This window comes from Pirellulales bacterium, assembly GCA_035533075.1.
GTDB lineage: Bacteria > Planctomycetota > Planctomycetia > Pirellulales > JAICIG01 > DASSFG01.
In genome coordinates this window covers 1-19,110 of record DATLUO010000143.1, presented here as the reverse complement: position 1 = coordinate 19,110, position 19,110 = coordinate 1, and the positions used below count along the sequence as shown (strand labels likewise).

Sequence of the window (19,110 nt, the reverse complement as noted above, 5' to 3'; positions counted from 1 at the left end):
GTCCGCTCTTTACGGCACGCCCGTCGCGGCAGGAGGCGTTCTGTACATTGCTACCAAGAGCCGCTTGTTCGCCATTACTGGCGACCGATGACGATGACCGCCATGCCCGACGAACTGCTGCCCGTTGCCACCTTTGTAAAGCCCGCCGAGGCGATGGCCGCGCGACTTGCGCTGGAAACGCAGGGGATCACGTGCTTCCTCAAAGACGAAAACATCGTCAGCATGGACTGGCTGCTGGGCAACGCCGTCGGTTACGTCAAACTCGTCGTGCGGGCCTCCGATGCCCTGCGAGCGCGTGAGGTGCTCGACACGCACTTCGACGACTGGCCCAGCTTCACGCAAGGCCCCACGTGGAAGTGCCCGCAGTGCGGCGAAGAAGCCGAAAAACGCTTCGACAAGTGTCCGCACTGCGGGACGGCCCGCCCAAGCAATCGTCAGGCCACGGCCGGCCCCAATGAAGAGAAGGAGTTCATCCAGAGTCTCCGGAACCGTGACGAAGCGCAACGGCAGGCCGGCAACCCTTACGCGCCGCCTCGGTCGGAAGCGGCGGCGGTCGAAATCCCTGGCGCCGAAGCGGATGTGAACACGGACGATGTGGCCGAAGGCCAGGCGCGCTGCCCCGCGTGCGGCCGGACCCGAGTGGCGGTTTGTCCGTTCTGCAGAACCACCGGCACGCGATTTCGTGCGGCCGACATGATGGAAATGGACGATGCCAACGAAGAACCGGCACTGCTGATCTGTCCGACTTGCGACGAGCCGTTCGAGCCGGCGTACCTGCGGCGCTGCGAATGGTGCGGACACGATTTCGGCACGGGCATCGAGCCGCCGGAGATCGTCCGCCCGTTGCAAACCGAGCCGCTGAACGGGCGCGTGCTGCTGGCCATCGCCGGCGGCTTGGCCATGGTCGCGGCGATCGTGGTCTACTTTGCCGTATTGCTTTCATGATGGCGAACGATGTAAAAGTGTTGCGGCCGCCCGCCGAGGTGCTCTACGCCGATGAGCTGGCTGCGCTGGCCAAGGCCGACCGCGATCCGCGGCCGCCTGGCTGGAAGCTGTCGCCACGCGCCGTCCGCAGCTTTATCTGCGGCGGAAAGAAGCCGGCCATCGAGCGAAAGTTTTTTGGCGACGACGTGCTGGTCGAACGGGCCATCGTCGGGCTGGCCGGCAACCGCGGACTGTTGCTGGTCGGCGAACCGGGCACGGCCAAGTCGATGCTCTCCGAATTGTTGGCCGCCGCCGTCTCCGGCTGCTCCACGAATACCATCCAAGGCACCGCCGGCACTACCGAAGATCAGATCAAGTACTCGTGGAATTACGCGCTGCTGTTGGCCGAAGGACCTTCGCCCAGGGCGCTCGTGCCCGGTGCGCTCCACGTCGGCATGAGCCAGGGCGTGCTCGTGCGGTTTGAGGAGATCACCCGCTGCCCGCCGGAAATTCAAGACACGCTGGTGAGCGTGCTCTCCGACAAGCTGATGACCATTCCCGAGCTTCACGGCGCGGACCGCGTGCTGCTGGCCCGGCCGGGATTCAACGTGATTGCCACGGCCAATATCCGCGATCGCGGCGTTCACGAGATGTCGAGCGCGCTGAAGCGGCGGTTCAACTTCGAAACCGTCCATCCCATCGGCGAACTGGATCAAGAGGTGAAGCTGGTCTTGACCGAATGCCAGCGGCTGCTGCAAGAGTCGTCGGTCGAGGTGACGATCGACCGCGAGGTGATCGAGCTGCTGGTCACGACGTTTCAAGACCTGCGGGCGGGCGTCACGGCCGAGGGGGTGCAGATCGAGCGGCCGTCGACGGTGATGTCGACCGCCGAGGCCGTCTCGGTCGGACTGCAAGCCGGCCTCGACGCTTTTTATTACGGCGAGCGGCGACTGACGCCCGAATTCATCGGACGGCACCTGGCGGGCTCGGCCATCAAAGACGACGCCGACGACTTGAAGAAGCTCAAGCACTACTTCGACGTCGTCGTCCGCGAGCGGAGCAAAACCAAAGGCGGCGTATGGGAGAGCTTCTTGAAATCGCGGAAGTATCTGCGGTGACAGCCAACCGATAACGAACCGGCAGCGCATCACTTCCGTAGCGGCGGCGAAAGGTCAATTGCTAGCAATCCGGCGAATATCTTTGATTAGCAGGAATAAGTGCAACGGATCGGTGGGCGACGGCACGAAGCCAAAGTGCGCGTAAAAGCTTCGCGCCGTCTCGTCTTTGGCATGCACGGCGATGGCGCGAATACCTGCAATATCCGCCGCTTGGGGTGTCCGGCGCATGGCATCTTTGAGCATCCCAGAACCGAGGCCGCGGCCCTGCCAGGCCGTGCTCACGGCGAGTCGCGCGAGCAGCATGATCGGGATTGGGTGATGAGCCAAGCCTTTGCCAGGGCGGTTCGGCGCGTCGTCGTAGGCAACCTCGCCAACCGCCAGTGAATAGTAGCCCACGATGGTCTGGTCCGAAACGGCCACATACGTCTGCGCGGCGCCCGCTTGCTGATTAGTCAAAGCGAATCGAACGAGGAATCGATTCAACTCTTCATGCCCGCAGTCGAAGTCGGCGACGTTGTGATCGGCGCGGAGCTTTTCGATAGCGAGGGGAGCGCTCACGGAGTCCCACTCGCCTCAAAGACGCTTCCCTCTTGGAACAATCGCTGTAGGCGCGGCAGGTCGCGAGGCTCCGCGTCGAGCGCCTCAACAAACGCCTTCCAATGATCCGCATCTAGGCCAAAGCGAGTGCGATCCGCTAGCGTTTCATCGGCGCGGATCAGTGCGCTTTCTAAGACAAATTCAGCCACCGAACGCTGGGCAACGTTGGCCGCCGCCTCAAGCTTTTGCTCGGCTTGCGGCGACAGGCGAAGGTCGAGTTGGATGGTCGATGTGCCGTGCTGAGTCATGGTTTTCTCGGGTAGGAAGCGATATAAAAATAGTATACCTCTTGCGGCCGCTATACACCATGCAAGGCGAAAGAATCGTAGAAATACCTGCGCTGATGGGCGCGGTCGTTCTCTCGGCGCGTGTGATCTACTTTCCGGTGCGGCACCACAGCCCGGCCTGTGCCTGGCACGTGAGCCGGCTGGTGCGCGAGATGCGTCCCGATGCCGTGCTCATCGAAGGCCCGCGCGACGCTTCGCCCCTCATCCCGCTGCTGCTGCACGCCGAGACGCGGATGCCCGTGGCGATCCACATGACCTACGTGGAGCGGCGGCCGAACGAGCTGCCCGAACGGCACGCGGCCTACTATCCGCTGTGCGATTTTTCGCCGGAACTGGCCGCGATGCGCACGGCCGCCGAGCTGAGCATTCCGGCCGCGTTTATCGACCTCTCGTTTGCCGAGATGGTGCGGTGCCGCCAACAGCCGCCGCCGGCCCACGCCGTTAGTCTGCAAGGCGAACGTCTGCTGACCCACAGCCATTTCCTGCTCGAAACCTGCCGCCGGGCCGGCGCCCGCGATGCCGACGATCTGTGGGACACACTTTATGAGGTCGACTACGAGCAGGTTTCGACCGAGCAGTTCATGCGTAATGTCATGGCCTATTGCGCCGTTGCCCGGCTGGGCTACGGTGACGCGGAGCTGGCGGTCGAAGGGTGCCTGGCCCGCGAGGCCGCGATGGCCGCCGCGATCGACAGCACCACGGGGCGCTTGCTCGTCGTCACCGGCGGCTTTCACACCGTCGCCCTGCCGCGGACGAAAGGCAGCCTGCCGCCCAACGTGCCGGTTGCTGCCGCCGATGCCCAGGTCGTGCTCATGCGTTACGGCTTCGAACAGCTCGACCGGCTGAACGGCTATTCCAGCGGCATGCCGTCGCCGGAGTTCTATCAGCGGCACTGGGAACGCCGCGACGTGGCCGGGCTGCTGGTCGAGCTTGCCCGGCAGTGCCGCCGCAAAAACCTGCCGGTTTCGACGGCCGACGCTGTGGCGGCCTTGGCCCAGGTCCGGAACCTAGCGCAGTTGCGTTCGCACCCTCGGCCGTCGCGCGAGGATCTGCTCGACGGCATCCGCTCGGTGTTCATCAAGGGCGCCGACGACACCGAGGGCGTACCGGTGCTGGCGCTGGCCCGCAAGCTGCTGGCGGGCGACCGCGTGGGCAACGTGCCGCCCGAAGCCGGTCTGCCGCCGCTGGTCCACGACTTTCGCCGGACGGCGGCACGGCTGCGGCTGAAGCTCGACCGCGTCGATGCCTCCGAGACGACGCTCGACCTGTATCGCAAGCGCAGCCATCGCGAAACGAGCCGCTTCTTGCACCGGCTAACGTTTCTCGATGTGCCGTTCGCCCGCTGGGTGCGCGGCCCCGATTTCGTGCGCGGCGAGCGGCTGGAACGGATTCAGGAGGTGTGGAACTATCACTGGTCGCCGCAGACGGAATCGACGCTGATCGAGCGATCACTGTACGGCTCGACGGTCGAAGAGGCCGCCGCCAACCGGCTGCTGGAGCATTTTCACGAGGCCGAGCGGGCCGGGCAAGGACGACGGGCAGACCTCGCCACTGAGCTGGTGCTGCACGCCTGCCGCATGGGCCTGCACCGCCACACGCAAGACCTGCTCGACCGCTTACACGGCCTGATCGCCGAGGACGGCGCCTTCGACTCGCTGGCGCAGGCGATGGAAAACCTGCTGCTGTTGGGCGTCTCGCGCGAGCCACTCGAAGCCCATCACCTGTCAGGCATCGACGAGCTGGCCGCGGCGGCCTACGACCGGGCGTGTTACCTATTGCCCGACCTGGCCACGGCGAGCGAAGAGCAGGAGCCGAAGCTGCTCGACGCCATGAACACGTTCTATCAGGCGGCGCGGACGTTGGGCGACACGCCTGATCGGCAGCTCCTGCGTTGGCAGGGTCTGGAGCAGCTTGCCGACGCGACGGAGGGCCTGGCTTCGTTGCGCGGCGCGGCGGTGGGACTGTTGCACGGCGACGGCCACTTCAGCGACGACGATCTCATCCGCCGTCTTCGCGGGCATCTGTTGGGCTCGAAGGGTGACGGCGCGGGAGCGACTGATTTTTTGCGCGGCCTGCTGCGTGCCGCGCGGCACGTGTTATGGCAGGTGCCGGGCGTGATCGAAGCGATCAATGAGCTGCTCAAAACATGGAGCGAGGAGCAGTTCGTCAAGTTATTGCCGCTGTTGCGTCTGGCGCTCTCGGACCTAACGCCGCAGGAGTGCGACCGCGTGGCCCGCGAGGTCGCGCGGCTGTTGGGCGTCGAGCGACTGACTCCGCCGCTCTTGCTCGACGTTCCGGCCAGCGAGATGCTGCGCGGCGTCGAACTGAACCGCCGCGTGCGCGAGTCGTTAGTGGAGGACGGGTTGGAAGCGTGGGGATGACCGCGGCGAGCGGCACGCGTGAGCGTGCCGGTAGTACCGAGTTCCGTCGGTATTCGAGTCACGGCTTGCGTAGCATGGCACCGTGACCGAATCGACGATAGACTGAGCAGCTATGAGCGAAGCCATGCTGACGATTGAGGATGCGGCATCGCTCAATTGGGGAACAGAGCATGGCTACGATTGCATTTCGCCGCGGAGCGGCGCCGGAGTTTAGCCGTGGGTGCCAACCCACGGTTAAAATGCGGTTGCTATCGAAAGCCGCGTAGCGGCGACGGATCTCTCGGCGTCGTCTCCGTCGCCGCTACGCGGCTTCACGAATCCTAACCTTCTGATTCCGTGGGTTAGCACCCACGGCTAAACTCCATCGCCCCTCCGGGGCGGGCTGTCCGTGGCACAATCAGTCAATACTTCAGATCCCTCCCCTGAACTTCTCCGCTGGCGACTCGTGCTCGGCCGCTTCGCTGAGCCACGCTTGCCGTGTGGCTTCGGCGGCACCGGTCAAGGCGCTCCGGGCGACGGTCAAGGCCGAGGTGGCCCCAGCGGCGGCCAGGGCCAACGCCCGTCGGGCAAAGGTGCAGGTCGTGCGGCCGGGCAGGGTGAGGGCGCTGGCCTCGGTCAGGGCCGCTACGGGCAAATGGACCGCGTGCTCGATTATCTCTACGGCCGCGAATATGCCGCGCGCGGCGTGCGCGGGCAGGGCGATTCCCGCCTCGGCGGCAGCGAGGAGAGCGTGTTTACCATCCCCGACTGGATTCGCGAAGTCCGCGAGCTGTTCCCCGCCGACACCGCCGAAGTCATTCAGCGGCACGCGCTCGACCGCTACGGCATGACCGAGCTGGTCACCGACTTCCAAGTGCTCGCCAAGCTCGAACCAAGCTACGAGCTGCTCAAGACCGTGCTCTCGTTCAAAGGGCTGATGAAGGGCGAGGTGCTCGAAATCGCCCGACGCATCGTGCGGCAGGTGGTCGAAGATCTTCGGCGAAAGCTGGCCAAGGACGTGCGGCAGCAGCTCTGGGGCAAACTCAACAAGCAACGCCGCAGCCGGCTCAAAGTGTTCAAGAACATCGACTTTCGCCGCACCATCCGGGCAAACCTCAAGCACTACAACCGCGACCGCCGCCAGCTCGTGCTGGAAACGCTGCACTTTTTTTCGCGCGTCGACCATTACCTCCACTGGCATATCATCATGGCCGTCGATTCGAGCGGCTCGATGCTCGACTCGGTGATCTATAGCGCCGTGATGGCCGGCATCTTCAAGGACCTGCCTTCGCTCAACGTGAATCTGCTGGCCTTCGATACCGCCATCGTCGATCTCTCGGACGAAATCGTCGACCCGACCGAGTTGTTGATGTCGGTGCAGTTGGGCGGCGGCACGAACATCGGCGGGGCGCTCGGCCACTGCGAAACGCTGGTCCGCCATCCCAGCCGCACGATCGTGATCGTCGTCACCGACTTTTTCGAAGGCGGCCCGCCGGAAGTCATGCTGGCCTCGATCAAGCGGCTGCGCGAGTCGGGCGTGCGCGTGCTGGGCCTGGCGGCCCTCGACCAGACGGCCCTGCCGAGCTACGACCGGCAGATGGCCGAACGCTGCGTGGCCGCCGGGGCCGAAGTCGCGGCACTCACACCTCAGAGACTCGCCCAATGGCTGAGCACGGTCCTCTCCTGACCCGGCTGCGCGACGCGCTTGCCGCGCTCGACGACGACGCACTGGCCGCGCTGGCCAACAAGGGACTGCTGCGACGTGCCCGAAAAGACCTGGAGCAGACGCCGGCGGAAATCGTAGGTCAGGCTTTCCAGCCTGACGCCGAAGAAATCCAAGTGCGCGTGGGCGGCGAAACCGTCTTCGTGCCGGCCAACCCGGTGCAGGCGCGCTGCTCGTGTCCGGCGGGCGGCGTTTGCCGACACATTCTGGCGGCCATCGTCCATCTTCGCGAAACGGCGACCGCTCAGCCCGAACCGACGGATGCAGCGCCGCCGGCCGCTTCGGCCGACGCGTTGTTCGCCAGTCTCGACGACGAAGCCCTGCGGCGTTGGGCGGGCAAGCCGCTCGTGCGTCGCGCCACCAAGGCGCTGGCCGAGGGGCTGAAAGTCGAGTTGGACGACAGCGGGCCGCTTGTCGTGCGTTTTCCTTCGCGAAATATCACGTGCCGGCTCGTGCCGGGCGCGGGCCTCGCCGGACTCATCTGTTCTTGCCAAGTGCCCGACGTGTGCGAGCATCGCGTGGCGGCCGTGCTCGCCTGGCAAGTGGCCCAAGGCACACGGACGATTGCGGCCGAAGAAGCGGTGTTGCCAGCCGCCGACGAAGCGCCCCGCACACGCGACGAGGTGCTGGCGTCGGTCCAGGTGGTGCTGGGGGAGATGTTCAGCGTGGGGCTTGCCCGGCTTTCCACGGCCACCAGCCAGCGATTGCAGACGCTGGCCGTCTCTTGCCACGGCGTGCAGTTGCCGCGGCTGGAGCGTTGGTTGACGGTGCTGGCCGACGAAACCTCGCGATCGCTCAAACGCGACGCCCAGTCGAGCGCGGCCAACCTGTTGGAATGGTCGGCCCGCGTGTCGGCCCTGACGGCGGCGCTGGCCGCGCCCAGGCCGCGGCTGGTGGGCCGGCATCGCACGAGCTACGAGCAGGTCGGCAATCTGTCGCTGATCGGTCTGGGCGCCGAGCGTTGGTCGAAGGCCGGCTACGTCGGCTTGACGGTTTACTTTTGGGATGAATCGCTGGGCAACTGGTGCAGTTGGAGCGACACGCGGCCGGTGAATGTGTGGGCTTTTGATCCTGTGCGGCGCTTCCAGGAGTATGGCCCGTGGGACGGCTGTTCGTCGCCCAAGGTCGCCAGCCATAGCCGCCTGCAGCTCACCAGCGTCTGGCGGAATCCCACCGGCCGCTTATCGGGCCGTTCGCGCACGCGGGCCAGCGTGCTGGGCGAGAGCGACCCGCGGCAGGTTCCGGCCATCTGTGATTGGACCCAGATCGGCGGACGGGCACAAAAACTCTTCGGCGCCGGCCTGTCCGAGCGGAACGAGCAAGACGAGCTGGTGCATCTTCGGCCTAGCGCCTGGTTGCCGGGCAGTTACGACGAAGTGCGGCAGGAGTTTGTCCGCGTGGTGCTCGACGAGAACGATCGCGCTCTGGCACTGGCGCTCTCTTTCGCCACCGAGACGGCCTCGGCGATTCAGATTCTGGAGCAGCACGACGCGACGGACGCGTTTGGGCTACTGGGTCGTCTGCGGCTCAGGGGAGGCAAGCTGTGGGTCGAACCGATTTCGCTCATCGGCGCGAGCGGCATCGTCAATCTTACGCTCGACGTTGCCCAGTCCGCATCACAGCCGCCGACGAATCCGCTCGTCACGGTGCGTCCGGCCAAGCCGGTAGACGAGTCTGACCAGGAACCATCGTTCGACGAGTTTTCGCCTGACGACGTGTTCCTTGTCGGCTCGTCGACGCCTTTGGGCATTTTTATGTCGGGCATTGAGGCGGAGCTGGAACATGTGGCGGAGTCGGGCAGCTCGGTCCGTCGCGACCTCAAGCCTCTGGAGCAGGCGGCCGCACGCTTGGACGGCCTGGGGTTGGAAACCGTGGCCGCCTCGATCGCTGGGCTAGTTGCAAAACTCCGCGTCGCCCCCCACACTATTGGCATCGGCGAACGTGCAGCGGCCGCGGCCGCCCTGTTGCGTGCCGCGTATGTGGTGCGCTTGGCGATCGTCGAGGAAGCGCTGGCGGTTGCCACGGCCGGCTTGGGGTAACGAGTGTCACCGGATGTCGGCCGCGTAGCGGCCAGGGAGTTTAGCCGTGGGTGCCAACCCACGCGAGAGGTTGCATCCACATCGAAAGCCGCGTAGCGGCGGCAGAAATCGTCGCGTGCGGGCGAGCCACCGGCTAAGAACAATTTGCGCGTTTCCTGTCCAGCGACCAGACCCAACCTCCTTCGCCGCTACGCGGCTACTGCGGCGATTGCGAACGCTTTCCGTGGGTTGGCACCCACGGCTAAACTCCCTGGCCGCTCCGCGGCCGTGGTCTGCAATACCCAGCGGTAACATGTTGACATATCGGTGCGGTTGGACCCTTCTTGCCCCGGAGGGGCTGCGGAGTTTAGCCGTGGGTGCCAACCCACGGGAGAGGCGCATCGACACCGAAAGCCGCGTAGCGGCGGCAGAAATCGTTGCGTGTAGCGGCGGCGGAGGAAGAAGCGATGCAGCGCAAGGGCATTGAGACCGACGTAATGACGATGCATACTTCGGTGAAACCTGCGCGAAGCTCCGCCGCCGCTACGCGGCTCTGGCGGGGCTTGCGGACCGTTTCCGTGGGCTGGCGCCCACGGCTAAACTCCCTGGCCGCTCCGCGGCCGCTTGTCTGGAACCCCAAAATGCCTTTCGCCACTTACAAGAACCTCGCCGGCTTCAGCCCCGAGAAAATCGCACTTCTCGAAAAAGACTTTGCCGGCCTCAACGAGTCGCGCGGCGATCTGGCCGAGCGGGCCGTGCGGTACGTCGTGGACGGCGACGACGCCAACGTGCTGGAGGCACTGGCGAAGGCACATAATCCGGCGCAACAGCTTCGCCTGATCCGGCCGTTGGGCACATATCATCCGAACAACCACGACGATGCCGCGCGAAACGACTTCTTTGCCACTGTTGAGCCAGGTGCCAGCGAACCGTATCTTCGGCTAGCGAAGGTCTATGAAGCAGCCGCGAAGGGGAGTTCGTCGGTGCAGCTTCATTTCCAAATCTATTACGGCGGACTGCCCTGGCTGGAACTGTTCTTGCAAGAAGTGTGGATTCGCGGGATGAGGCTGCAGATACGCCGGCACGTGCAGCCATATTTTCCCTTATCGTTAATTGAAGACATGCTGGCGGCCGAAGGGCACGATCCGGCGCTGTTGATCAAAAACCTGTTTAGCACCGAACCCCAGGACAATCTGCGCTTCCTCTGGGCCATGACCTTTAAGGCGCTTTCTGGTTTCAATGCCAGCATCACGAAGCATCGCGAGGTGGTGGCCAATGCACTGTTGCAGGCCGATGCAGCAAGAAAAGTCGAGTTGCTCGAAATGCTTGACAAGCACGACGTATCGCCCGATTCCTTCCTGCCAGAACTCGTGTCACTGGCCACCTCCGGCGCAAAGACGGTGCGCGAAGCGACCGTCCCTCTATTGAGCCACGTCCGCGAACAGGCACGACCCTTCGTCGAACAAGTAGCCATGCAAGGCGCTGCCACGGAGCGCGCCGCGGCTATTCGCTGGTTGGCACGCTTTGCATGCGACGTGGCGAAAGAATTCTTGCTGGCTCGCCAACAGGCCGAAAACGCTCCAAAAGTTCAAGAAGCCATCGGCGAGGCGCTAAGCGAACTGACCGATTCCCCTGCGGCCGTTACATGCGATACGGCTCCGTGTTTGCCGCCGATAGGGCCCGTCGAAACCGTCGTGCCCCTTACCGCATCGGCGCGCGAGGCGATCGCCGAGCTGATCGAGGCTTACAACGAGGCGGCCATCGAGCGTAACCAAGCGCTGGCGCTGCATCGCCAACAACATCCGGGACACGGTCAACCGGACTCGCCCATCTACGATCAGACGCGGATCGACGAGACTTGCCGTTTATTGGAGACGCTGACTGACGCAGCGCCGCTCTTGAATGGCGAGCCACCACTGCCGTTGCTCTATGGCGCCAATACATTCGATCACTTCAATCGCTTGGCCCAGCATCCAGACATCCGGCTCATTCATTTGGTGCGTCTCATGACGCTAACGGGATACATCACTGCGCGCCATTGGGCAAATCCGACCATGTTTTGGGGAACTGACGGATCTTTGCGAGCATATCACGAGCACCACATTCCCGGTGTCACATTGCGCGAGTTTGCCGCAGTGCTGGAAGGAATCGGAATCGACAGCCGGATGATTGGGTATGAATTACTGAGCGGCGATCAAAGTCGCTTCCAATGGCTGGCCGACGGCTCTGTCGAGTATTTTTCGGAGCGTCTCGACATCCTTCAGAAAAGCTTGGACGCCCGCGCGCTTGCCGGCACGTTTCATTACGAATGGCTCGGCGCGCGCACCAACGCCTTAAAGCTGCTCTCGCATTTTCCGTCTGTGCCTCCGTCGCTGATCGGCCGGATATGGCAAATTGCGATCGGCGCAGGAAAGACCGATCGCGCCGCAGCCCAAAGAATCATGGAGCGCGTGCCCGACTTCAGGCAACGGGTGGCCGACGCCTTGACCAGCGGCGATTACCAGACGCGCGTGGTGGCTGCCGAATGGTTGGGACGTTCGCGCGATAAGCAGGCGGCAGCCGTCTTGCACAAGGCGCTCGCGAAAGAGAAACAAGACGCCGCCAAAGACGCGATGTTGACCGCGCTGGAGCGGCTGGGCGAAGCGATCGATCGCTATCTCGACCGCGACCAACTGTTGGCCGCGGCGGAGCGGGGCCTGAAGAAGGGACTGCATAAAGACTTGGCCTGGTTCCCTTGCCATTCCTGGCCCGAGGTCCGCTGGCAGAACTCGAACGAGCCAGTGCCGGTCGAGATTCTCAACTGGTTTCTCGCCAACACGCACAAGTTGGGTAGCCCGGAGGCGGGAGCACTGCTGCGGCGTTATTGTCGGCAGTTCGCGCCCGACGACCGCCAGACGTTGGGGTTGTTTGTGCTGAGGAGTTGGATCGAGCATGACATACATCGCAAACACAGTGACGCCCAGGCGCGTCAACTGGCGAAACAGCAGGCGGCTCAATCGCATCGGATGTTTCCTCAAGTTATGACGCTCCAGCAATGGGAAGATGCCGCGTATAGAATGTTGAGCCTCGAGTGCCTCGGCTCGGCTGTCAAGCAAAAGGGCATCCTCGCCCTGGCCGCCGCCTGCTGCGGCGATGAGGCAGTAAAAATCGTCGGCGATTATTTGAAGCAATGGTACGGCCATCGCGCCGCACAGTGCAAAGCGCTGGTCGCCATGCTGGCTTCTCTCGATCGCCCGGCCGCCATCCAACTGCTGCTCTCGGTGGCCAATCGCTTTCGCACGAAGGGCATCCGCGAAGAGGCCGAAAAGTACGTGAAGATTGTGGCCGAACGCAAGGGGTGGACCATCGATGAATTGGCCGACCGCACCGTGCCGACGGCCGGCTTCGACGACAGCCTGTCGCTCGAACTCGACTACGGCTCGCGGCAACTAACGGCCAGGCTACTACCCGACTTCACGATCGCGCTGGCCGATGAAAACGGCAAGCCGCTCAAGTCGTTGCCCGAACCGCGCAAGGACGACGACCCCGACAAAGCCAAGGCCGCCAGAAAGCAGCTCTCGACCGCGAAGAGTGAATTGAAAAAGCTTGTGGCCCAACAGAAGGCGCGGCTTTATGAGGCGATGTGTACCGAGCGCACCTGGAGCTACGCCGACTGGAACGCGTACCTTCACCAGCATCCCATCGTCGGTCGCCTCTGCCAACGGCTGGTTTGGGCGGTGCTCGACGGGGAAAGGCTCTCTCAGACCTTTCGTCCGCTCGACGACGGCACGCTCACCGATGAAAACGACGAGCAGGTCGTCGTGCCAGCCGGTGCCCAACTGCGACTGGCTCACGGCTCCTTGGTCTCACCCGAAACGTCGGCGGCCTGGACGCAACATTTCGCGGACTACGAAGTGGAACTGCTCTTCGTGCAGTTCGGGCGACCGGGATACGTTCTGCCCGACGACAAGCAAGACGCCACGGAACTTGCTGACTTCGAGGGCCATCTTATCGAAGCGTTCAAGCTTCGCGGGCTGGCCACGCGGCTCGGCTATACACGCGGTCCGGCGCAGGACGGCGGCTGGTTTTACCACTACGAGAAAACGCTCGCCGGCATGGGCCTGAAGCTTGAGCTGCGCTTCAGCGGCAACGGCCTGCCGGAAGAGAACCGCACGGTGGCTTTGATGAGCCTGCACTTTCTGCCCACCGGCGGCGAATCGGCCGGGATGCCATTCGACCAGCCGGGCACGCCCCTGCGCGACGTACCCGGCGTGCTCCTGAGTGAGTGCTACCACGACCTGGCGACCATCGCCGCCGCGGGCACTGGCTATGACGCGGATTGGCAGAAGAAGGTTGGAATGTAGGTCTGCCCAGGTGGAAACCGTTACCAGGTGATGCCTGATCGCCTAAGCCCTTTTTATCTCGTACAGATCCACCGTGTGCGGAACCGTGCCGTTGTCGAACGGCGCCTGAAGCACGCGCTCGATGGCCAGACCGCGGCTGCGGCATTCGTCGTGGAACCGCGCCGCTCCAGGGCGACCGGGGTCGGCGACCAATGCCAAACCATCGGCGGCCAGCGTGTGCTCGATGGCCGCGGCGATCAACGCGGGATAGGCCTTTTCGTAGAGCACGTCGGCCGCCGCCACCACGTCAAAGGTTCCCAAATCGGACGGAAGATTTCGCCAATCGATCAAGCGGGTCGCGATGGGCGGCAAACCGTTGCGGGCACGATTGACCTCGGTGAATTCCAGCGCTTCGGCATAGTAATCGGTCGCCAGCACCTCGAACCCGCGCTGCGCGGCCACGGCGCAAACCAAGCCCACGCCGCAGCCCAGCTCGATCAGCCGTTTGCCGGCGCCGCGGATGCGGGCGGTCCGCTCGGCAAGGCACAGCGCCGAAGGCCAGACGTCGGCCCAGTAGGGCAGACGCGCGTCGCGGTTGAAATCGTCCTCGCTGATCAACTCGTCCGAGCTGCGCGGCTTGATGAGCGCGAACGGCCGGCCGGCTGCTTCGATCGTCTGTTCGACGACCGCGAACCGCCGCCCGAGCGACGCGGCCAGCGCTTGCCAGTCGCCGGCCGTCATCACTCACCGAAGAGAAGTTTTGCCAGCGCGGCCAGGCCGACCACCATCAACGCCGTCAAGGCGACAATCGCCAGAAAGGATTCCGTGAGCATCGAACGACACGCTTACGCAAAGTTGGGGAACGATTTCCGACAAGTATATGGCGAACGAACGGCGTGTCCAGTGGATTGCGCGGGACTTGTGGAGCTTGCCACGCGCTTTACAATAGTTGGCCTAGCAGTTCATCAAGCACAACCATCAGGAGTCATCGCAACGATGTCTGGACCGATCGTTCGTTCGGGGCCGAGCCCCGAGTTTTCGAAGAATTGGGAGAGCGTTTTCGGCAAGCCGGGGACCGCGGCTGCCGCGGCGAAAAAGACCGCGAAAAAGGCGGCCGGAAAGAAGTCCGCCAAAAAAGCCCCCGGCAAGAAGGCCAAGAAGAGCGGCAAATAACATGCGTCTGAAGAACAAGGCTGCCATCGTCACCGGGGCCGGTTCGGGCATCGGGCGGGCTATCGCCGAGCTCTTCGCTCAGGAAGGCGCCAAGGTGCTCGTCGCCGAAATCGAAGAGCCGGGCGGCCGCGAGACGGTGGCGGCCATTCGTGCCGCCGGAGGCACCGCCGAGTTCGTGCGCACCGACGTGGCCGACGAAGCAGCCTGCCGCGCGATGGCCGAAGCGGCCGAGAAGCACTTTGGCCCGGTGGGCGTGCTGGTGAACAACGCGGCGGCGTTCGTGTTCGGCAAGGTCGAGCAGGCCAGCCGGGCCGACTGGGAGCGCGTGTTGGCCGTGAACGTGCTGGGCCCGGCGCTGTGCGCCAAGCACGTGTTGCCCTCGATGCGCCGGGCGGGCGGCGGGTCGATCGTCAACATCGCATCGGTGAGCGGCTTTATCGCGCAGCCGGGCTTTGTGCCCTACAACTCGTCGAAGGGCGCGCTGCTGCAATCGACCCGCTGCATGGCGCTCGATTTGGCCGCGGAGAACATCCGCGTCAACGCGATTTGTCCGGGCGAAATCCATACGCGGGCCACCGATTATCACATTCAAAAACTGGGCATCGACCGCGAAGTAGCCTTGGCCAAGCTGGCCGCCGTCTCGCCGATGCAGCGCATGGGGCGGCCCAGCGAAGTGGCCTACGCCGCGCTGTTCTTGGCGTCGGATGAAGCGTCGTTCGTCACCGGGGCCAAGCTGGTCGTCGATGGCGGGGCGACGCTCGATTAGCAAGCGTGGTCGCGGCCACCTGGGGCCGAGAGCGACCGCGATCCACTGGCAACGGCAACGATCATGCTACAATGATTCCAAACGGAGGATCCTATGCCGCTACGCGATCACTTTCGCCCACCTGTGGATGACGTTCATTCCTGGGACGAACTTCACGGCGGCTGGCCGATGATGATCGTCCAGGAGCTGACCGAGATTCTGCCGGAGCCTTATTTCGCCGCTCCCGGCGTGCATCTTGGCACGCTCTACGAAGTCGATATCGGCACTTACCGCAGGCCCTTTGCAGAAGCCAATGACTTCGATTTGACCAAAGGCGGTGTGGCGGTCGCGACCTATGCGCCGCCGAAGCCGACGCTGACCTTGGAACCGCGGTTGCCGAATCAGGATGTCTACGAAGTCCGGATTTACGACAGCCGGCGCAACCGGCACTTGGTGGCGGCCATCGAAATCCTCAGCCCTTCGAATAAGGACCGTCCCGAAAACCGCGCAACCTTCGTTGCCAAAGCGGCCACGCTGCTCACGAACAATATCTGCGTGTCGATGGTGGATGTCGTGAGCACGTTGGATTTCAATCTGTATGCGGAGGTGTTGAATTTTCTCAACGGCGTCGATCCGGCCTTGGGGACCGAACCGCCGCCGATGTACGCCGCGACGCTTCGCATGCGCTACGAAGATCGCCGCCGCATGATGGATAATTGGTATCATCCGCTCGCCATCGGCCAACCTCTGCCGACGCTGCCGATCTGGCTCACGGAAACCAGGGCCATCTCGCTCGATTTGGAATCGAGCTACCAAGAGACCTGCCGCGCCCTCAGAATCAGGTGAGGCGCGAGAAGCACAGACAACGCAAACCACCTGGACTCGATGGTCGGCGCGCGGATAGACTGTTGGCACAGCGGCCTGCTCTGCGGCCCCCAATCGCGCCCCGAAAGCGGCGCTCCACGAAGCTGAAAGTGACCCCGATGAACGACGACCTTCCCGCGGCGGCGCCGCCAGCGCCAGTTGATCCGCAACCGACGAGCCACGCCCCGGCGGCGCCGCGACGGCTGTGGCCCGGTTACCTGTTGATCGCAGCTTACTGGGCGGTGAGGACCGCGATCGGCCGCCTGGAGCTGCCGATTACCACCAGCTTCATGGGTCTGGCGGGCGTGGGCGTCTTGGTGACCTTGTTGTTCGTCATCTGGTGGCTGACGAACCGGTCCGTCGCCGGCCGCGATCGCCTGATGGTCTTTGCGGCCGTGGTGCTCGGCGGCGCGGCGGCCATCGCTGCCTCGCAAAACACGCTGGGCCCCGTCGGTGTGATCTTTATTGGATTGCCTTGGGTGCTCACCGTTTGGATTGTCTGGATGGCCATCGTGCGCCGCGCGCCGGCGCCCGTCTTTCGCTGGGGAACCATGGCGGCGGTCTGCCTCCCTTGGGTCTATGTGTCGCTCGTTAAAATGAACGGCGTCAGCGGCGACGTCAAGTTCCAAACGCAGTGGCGCTGGACACCCACCGCCGAAGACACGTATCTGGCGGCGCGTGCCAAAACCGCGGCCGACGCGCAATCGGCCGACGCGGCCGAACAGGATCCGCCGGCGCGCGACTTGGTGGCCCAGCCGGGCGACTGGACCGCCTTCCGCGGCCCCCTGCGCAACGGCGAGGTGCGGGGCCTCAAGATCGGTGTCGATTGGGAAAAGTCGCCGCCCAAGCAGGTCTGGCGGCAGAGAATTGGTCCCGCCTGGTCGTCGGTGGTGATTGTCGACGGGCGGCTCTTCACGCAAGAGCAAGTGGGCGAGCAGGAGCTGGTGGTCTGCCTCGATGCTCAATCGGGCAAACGCCTATGGTCGCACGAAGACCCGGTGCGATATTGGGACAGTCAAAGTGGCGCCGGCCCGCGTGCCACGCCCGAATTTTTCGCCGGCGATCTCTACACGCAGGGAGGAACCGGCATTCTCAACTGCCTCGACGCCGCGAGTGGTCGGGCGAAATGGTCGCGCAATCTCGTGAAAGACACGGACGCGGCGTTGCCGATGTGGGGCTTTTCCAGCTCGCCGCTGGTCGTCGACGACGTGGTCGTCACGTTTGCCGGCGGAAAAGACGGCAAGGGCCTGGTGGCCTATCGCACGAACGACGGCAGCCCGGCCTGGACCGCCGGCACCGGGCCCATCAGCTATAGCTCGGCACAGCCGATCACCGTCGACGACGAAACGCTGGTCGTCTTTCTCAGCGACGAAGGAGTGATTGCCGTCGATCCGGCCTCCGGCAAGCTGGCCTGGCAATATCAAGCCCTCGGCCACGGCGTTTGGCGGGTCGTGCAGCCAACGGCCCTGGGCGGCGGCTCGATCATGGTCGGTTCGGAAGATCTGGGCACCGTCTGCCTGGAGACGCGAAAAGAGGACGGCCAATGGCAGGTCCGCAAACGTTGGACATCGAATCAGTTGCGGCCCTCCTTCAACGACGTTGTGGTCTACGACGGCTGCGCCTATGGCTTTGACCTAGGCATCTTTTGCTGCTTCGATACCCAGACCGGCAAGCGCCGTTGGAAAGGCGGCAGGTATGGCCACGGCCAGGTCTTGTTGCTGACCGATCAGGCGCTGTTGCTGGTGACCGCCGAATCGGGCGAGGCCGTGCTGCTGGAGGCCACGCCCGAGAAGCACCGCGAGCTGGCGCGCATGCAGGCGATCGAGGGTAAAACCTGGAACCATCCGGCCATCGCGCATGGCTGCCTGTACCTGCGCAACGACCAGGAGATCGCCTGCTATCGTCTCCCGCCCGCCAGCGACGAAATGGCGGCGCGTTGACACGGGACTAAAAACGGGACTTATCGGACAGCAGCTCTTTCGCCTACCCTGCCCGCGTGTCGCCGCCCTGCTCGAATTCCACAACCCGCCGGCCAATCCGCGATACCCGGTCCATTGTCGTCTATGGCAGGTAAAGCCTGCCGGCGCCGCGAAGAAAGTCAATGTCAATCAAGCGGCGAGTAGACTTTCAGCGACCTGCTGAACGTACTCGCGGCTGTATCGAAGCCGCTCGGAGTCGGCAATCGTCAACACCGGCAGGGATTCGGCCGTGTTCTGTGACCGGATCGTAGACTCTAACGAATCAGGATCGTCTTCATTTCGGTTGCTGGTGACCAAAACATATTGCTCGCGCTGACAAAGCTGCCAAATTGCGGCGTCGGTGGCGTCGGCATCGAGGCCAACATCTTGGAAACGTGCATAGCTGATCGCAAGCTCGTCCCATAGATCGATCCAGCCCGCCGCGCGTACGACGGCCATGACAAGGTCGACGTGGCCCACGATGTTTGGCGTCAGCCAGTAGGCCCTTCAACATGCTGGCCCTTCGCCTTTTGCTCTTGAATTGCGGCCAAGCGTGCATGAATCTGTTCGCGCCCGCGACGCAGTATTTCCTCGACTTCCGGCGGATTTCTGCAAGTCGCGTTTCGCGCACGAATCCGGCGGTCGACCTCGAGCACCTCTTCACGATGCTCATTGAAATACCGCTCGACCGCCTCAAGCTCAGGCACCGACAACGACGGCATGATTTCGCGAATCTGGTCGTAGCTGTAATTCAACTGGAAATAGGGAACGATGTCTTGAACGGTGATGCGGCTGGTGGAAAGCTGCGGTCCGCGTCCGCGATTGATGATGGTGATTTCGCGCTGCATCGCTCGGTCGCTCCAGAAAGCTTCGATCACTGCCTAACCCGGATGATTCACCGGCCCCCGAACTTGGCGCGCAGACTGCGCGAACACCAACCCGAAGCGCAAGCGAGCTAAGTCCTTTGCTGATCCTCGCTTGCGCTTCGGGTTGGTGTGGGCCGGTGAATAATCCGGGCTAA

16 protein-coding genes are annotated in these 19,110 nt (G+C 63.7%); 10 read left to right on the top strand and 6 right to left on the bottom strand.

Features of this window, described 5'->3' with window-relative positions; genetic code table 11:
* Nucleotides 1-102: 102 nt before the first annotated feature.
* Nucleotides 103-945, top strand: coding sequence for a hypothetical protein (locus VNH11_18475; GenBank protein HVA48359.1), 843 nt, complete (start codon nt 103-105; stop codon nt 943-945).
* Complete coding sequence (locus VNH11_18470; protein ID HVA48358.1) at nt 942-2,042, top strand: AAA family ATPase; 1,101 nt, start codon at nt 942-944, stop codon at nt 2,040-2,042. The genes VNH11_18475 and VNH11_18470 overlap by 4 nt, the downstream gene beginning before the upstream one ends.
* 54 nt (nt 2,043-2,096) lie before the next feature.
* On the opposite strand, the gene VNH11_18465 is transcribed toward VNH11_18470, so the two are convergent.
* Nucleotides 2,097-2,600 (bottom strand): GNAT family N-acetyltransferase, encoded by a 504-nt coding sequence (locus tag VNH11_18465; protein ID HVA48357.1) that lies wholly within the window; start codon nt 2,598-2,600, stop codon nt 2,097-2,099.
* Entirely contained in the window at nt 2,597-2,887 is a 291-nt protein-coding gene (locus VNH11_18460; protein ID HVA48356.1) for a DUF1778 domain-containing protein, read from the bottom strand. The genes VNH11_18465 and VNH11_18460 overlap by 4 nt, the downstream gene beginning before the upstream one ends.
* Before the next feature lie 59 nt (nt 2,888-2,946).
* Between VNH11_18460 and VNH11_18455 the strand changes: the two genes are divergently transcribed.
* Complete coding sequence (locus tag VNH11_18455) at nt 2,947-5,307, top strand: DUF5682 family protein (protein ID HVA48355.1); 2,361 nt, start codon at nt 2,947-2,949, stop codon at nt 5,305-5,307.
* Between the two features lie 409 nt (nt 5,308-5,716).
* Here the strand turns inward: VNH11_18455 and VNH11_18450 are convergent, their stop codons facing one another.
* Nucleotides 5,717-5,941: a hypothetical protein gene (locus VNH11_18450; GenBank protein HVA48354.1), complete on the bottom strand. Its 225-nt coding sequence runs from the start codon at nt 5,939-5,941 to the stop codon at nt 5,717-5,719.
* On the opposite strand from VNH11_18450, the gene VNH11_18445 reads away from it, so the two are divergent.
* The 3 genes from VNH11_18445 (at nt 5,942) to VNH11_18435 (ending at nt 13,370) form a co-directional block, all read left to right on the top strand.
* Nucleotides 5,942-6,973 (top strand): VWA domain-containing protein, encoded by a 1,032-nt coding sequence (locus tag VNH11_18445; GenBank protein ID HVA48353.1) that lies wholly within the window; start codon nt 5,942-5,944, stop codon nt 6,971-6,973.
* Nucleotides 6,949-9,048 (top strand): SWIM zinc finger family protein, encoded by a 2,100-nt coding sequence (locus tag VNH11_18440; protein ID HVA48352.1) that lies wholly within the window; start codon nt 6,949-6,951, stop codon nt 9,046-9,048. The genes VNH11_18445 and VNH11_18440 overlap by 25 nt, the downstream gene beginning before the upstream one ends.
* A 620-nt stretch (nt 9,049-9,668) precedes the next feature.
* On the top strand, nt 9,669-13,370 hold the full coding sequence (locus VNH11_18435) for a DUF4132 domain-containing protein (protein HVA48351.1): 3,702 nt from the start codon (nt 9,669-9,671) through the stop codon (nt 13,368-13,370).
* Between the two features lie 42 nt (nt 13,371-13,412).
* Here VNH11_18435 and VNH11_18430 read toward each other — a convergent pair whose 3' ends face one another.
* Nucleotides 13,413-14,090: a methyltransferase domain-containing protein gene (locus tag VNH11_18430; GenBank protein HVA48350.1), complete on the bottom strand. Its 678-nt coding sequence runs from the start codon at nt 14,088-14,090 to the stop codon at nt 13,413-13,415.
* Between the two features lie 255 nt (nt 14,091-14,345).
* Here VNH11_18430 and VNH11_18425 point away from each other — a divergent pair, with 255 nt between their 5' ends.
* The 4 genes from VNH11_18425 to VNH11_18410 all read left to right on the top strand — a co-directional run bounded on the left by VNH11_18425 (nt 14,346) and on the right by VNH11_18410 (nt 18,071).
* Complete coding sequence (locus VNH11_18425; GenBank protein ID HVA48349.1) at nt 14,346-14,522, top strand: hypothetical protein; 177 nt, start codon at nt 14,346-14,348, stop codon at nt 14,520-14,522.
* A gap of 1 nt (nt 14,523) precedes the next feature.
* Nucleotides 14,524-15,288, top strand: a complete 765-nt coding sequence (locus tag VNH11_18420; GenBank protein ID HVA48348.1) for a glucose 1-dehydrogenase — start codon at nt 14,524-14,526, stop codon at nt 15,286-15,288.
* A gap of 93 nt (nt 15,289-15,381) precedes the next feature.
* A complete protein-coding gene (locus tag VNH11_18415; GenBank protein HVA48347.1) occupies nt 15,382-16,113 on the top strand; it encodes a DUF4058 family protein in 732 nt (243 codons plus the stop codon).
* 137 nt (nt 16,114-16,250) lie between these two features.
* The gene (locus VNH11_18410) at nt 16,251-18,071 is read left to right on the top strand and encodes a PQQ-binding-like beta-propeller repeat protein (GenBank protein ID HVA48346.1); all 1,821 of its coding nucleotides are present in this window, start codon (nt 16,251-16,253) and stop codon (nt 18,069-18,071) included.
* A 168-nt stretch (nt 18,072-18,239) separates the two neighbouring features.
* On the opposite strand, the gene VNH11_18405 is transcribed toward VNH11_18410, so the two are convergent.
* Together VNH11_18405 and VNH11_18400 are read right to left on the bottom strand one after the other, a co-directional pair.
* A complete protein-coding gene (locus VNH11_18405) occupies nt 18,240-18,569 on the bottom strand; it encodes a DUF5615 family PIN-like protein (GenBank protein ID HVA48345.1) in 330 nt (109 codons plus the stop codon).
* A gap of 11 nt (nt 18,570-18,580) precedes the next feature.
* Nucleotides 18,581-18,967, bottom strand: coding sequence for a hypothetical protein (locus tag VNH11_18400; GenBank protein ID HVA48344.1), 387 nt, complete (start codon nt 18,965-18,967; stop codon nt 18,581-18,583).
* Nucleotides 18,968-19,110 lie beyond the last annotated feature (143 nt).

Coding starts and splice junctions, on each gene's coding strand:
- VNH11_18475 (HVA48359.1), top strand. CDS start 103: ATGCCCGACGAACTGCTGCCCGTTGCCACCTTTGTAAAGCCCGCCGAG.
- VNH11_18470 (HVA48358.1), top strand. CDS start 942: ATGATGGCGAACGATGTAAAAGTGTTGCGGCCGCCCGCCGAGGTGCTC.
- VNH11_18460 (HVA48356.1), bottom strand. CDS start 2,887: ATGACTCAGCACGGCACATCGACCATCCAACTCGACCTTCGCCTGTCG.
- VNH11_18455 (HVA48355.1), top strand. CDS start 2,947: ATGCAAGGCGAAAGAATCGTAGAAATACCTGCGCTGATGGGCGCGGTC.
- VNH11_18445 (HVA48353.1), top strand. CDS start 5,942: ATGGACCGCGTGCTCGATTATCTCTACGGCCGCGAATATGCCGCGCGC.
- VNH11_18440 (HVA48352.1), top strand. CDS start 6,949: ATGGCTGAGCACGGTCCTCTCCTGACCCGGCTGCGCGACGCGCTTGCC.
- VNH11_18435 (HVA48351.1), top strand. CDS start 9,669: ATGCCTTTCGCCACTTACAAGAACCTCGCCGGCTTCAGCCCCGAGAAA.
- VNH11_18430 (HVA48350.1), bottom strand. CDS start 14,090: ATGACGGCCGGCGACTGGCAAGCGCTGGCCGCGTCGCTCGGGCGGCGG.
- VNH11_18425 (HVA48349.1), top strand. CDS start 14,346: ATGTCTGGACCGATCGTTCGTTCGGGGCCGAGCCCCGAGTTTTCGAAG.
- VNH11_18420 (HVA48348.1), top strand. CDS start 14,524: ATGCGTCTGAAGAACAAGGCTGCCATCGTCACCGGGGCCGGTTCGGGC.
- VNH11_18415 (HVA48347.1), top strand. CDS start 15,382: ATGCCGCTACGCGATCACTTTCGCCCACCTGTGGATGACGTTCATTCC.
- VNH11_18410 (HVA48346.1), top strand. CDS start 16,251: ATGAACGACGACCTTCCCGCGGCGGCGCCGCCAGCGCCAGTTGATCCG.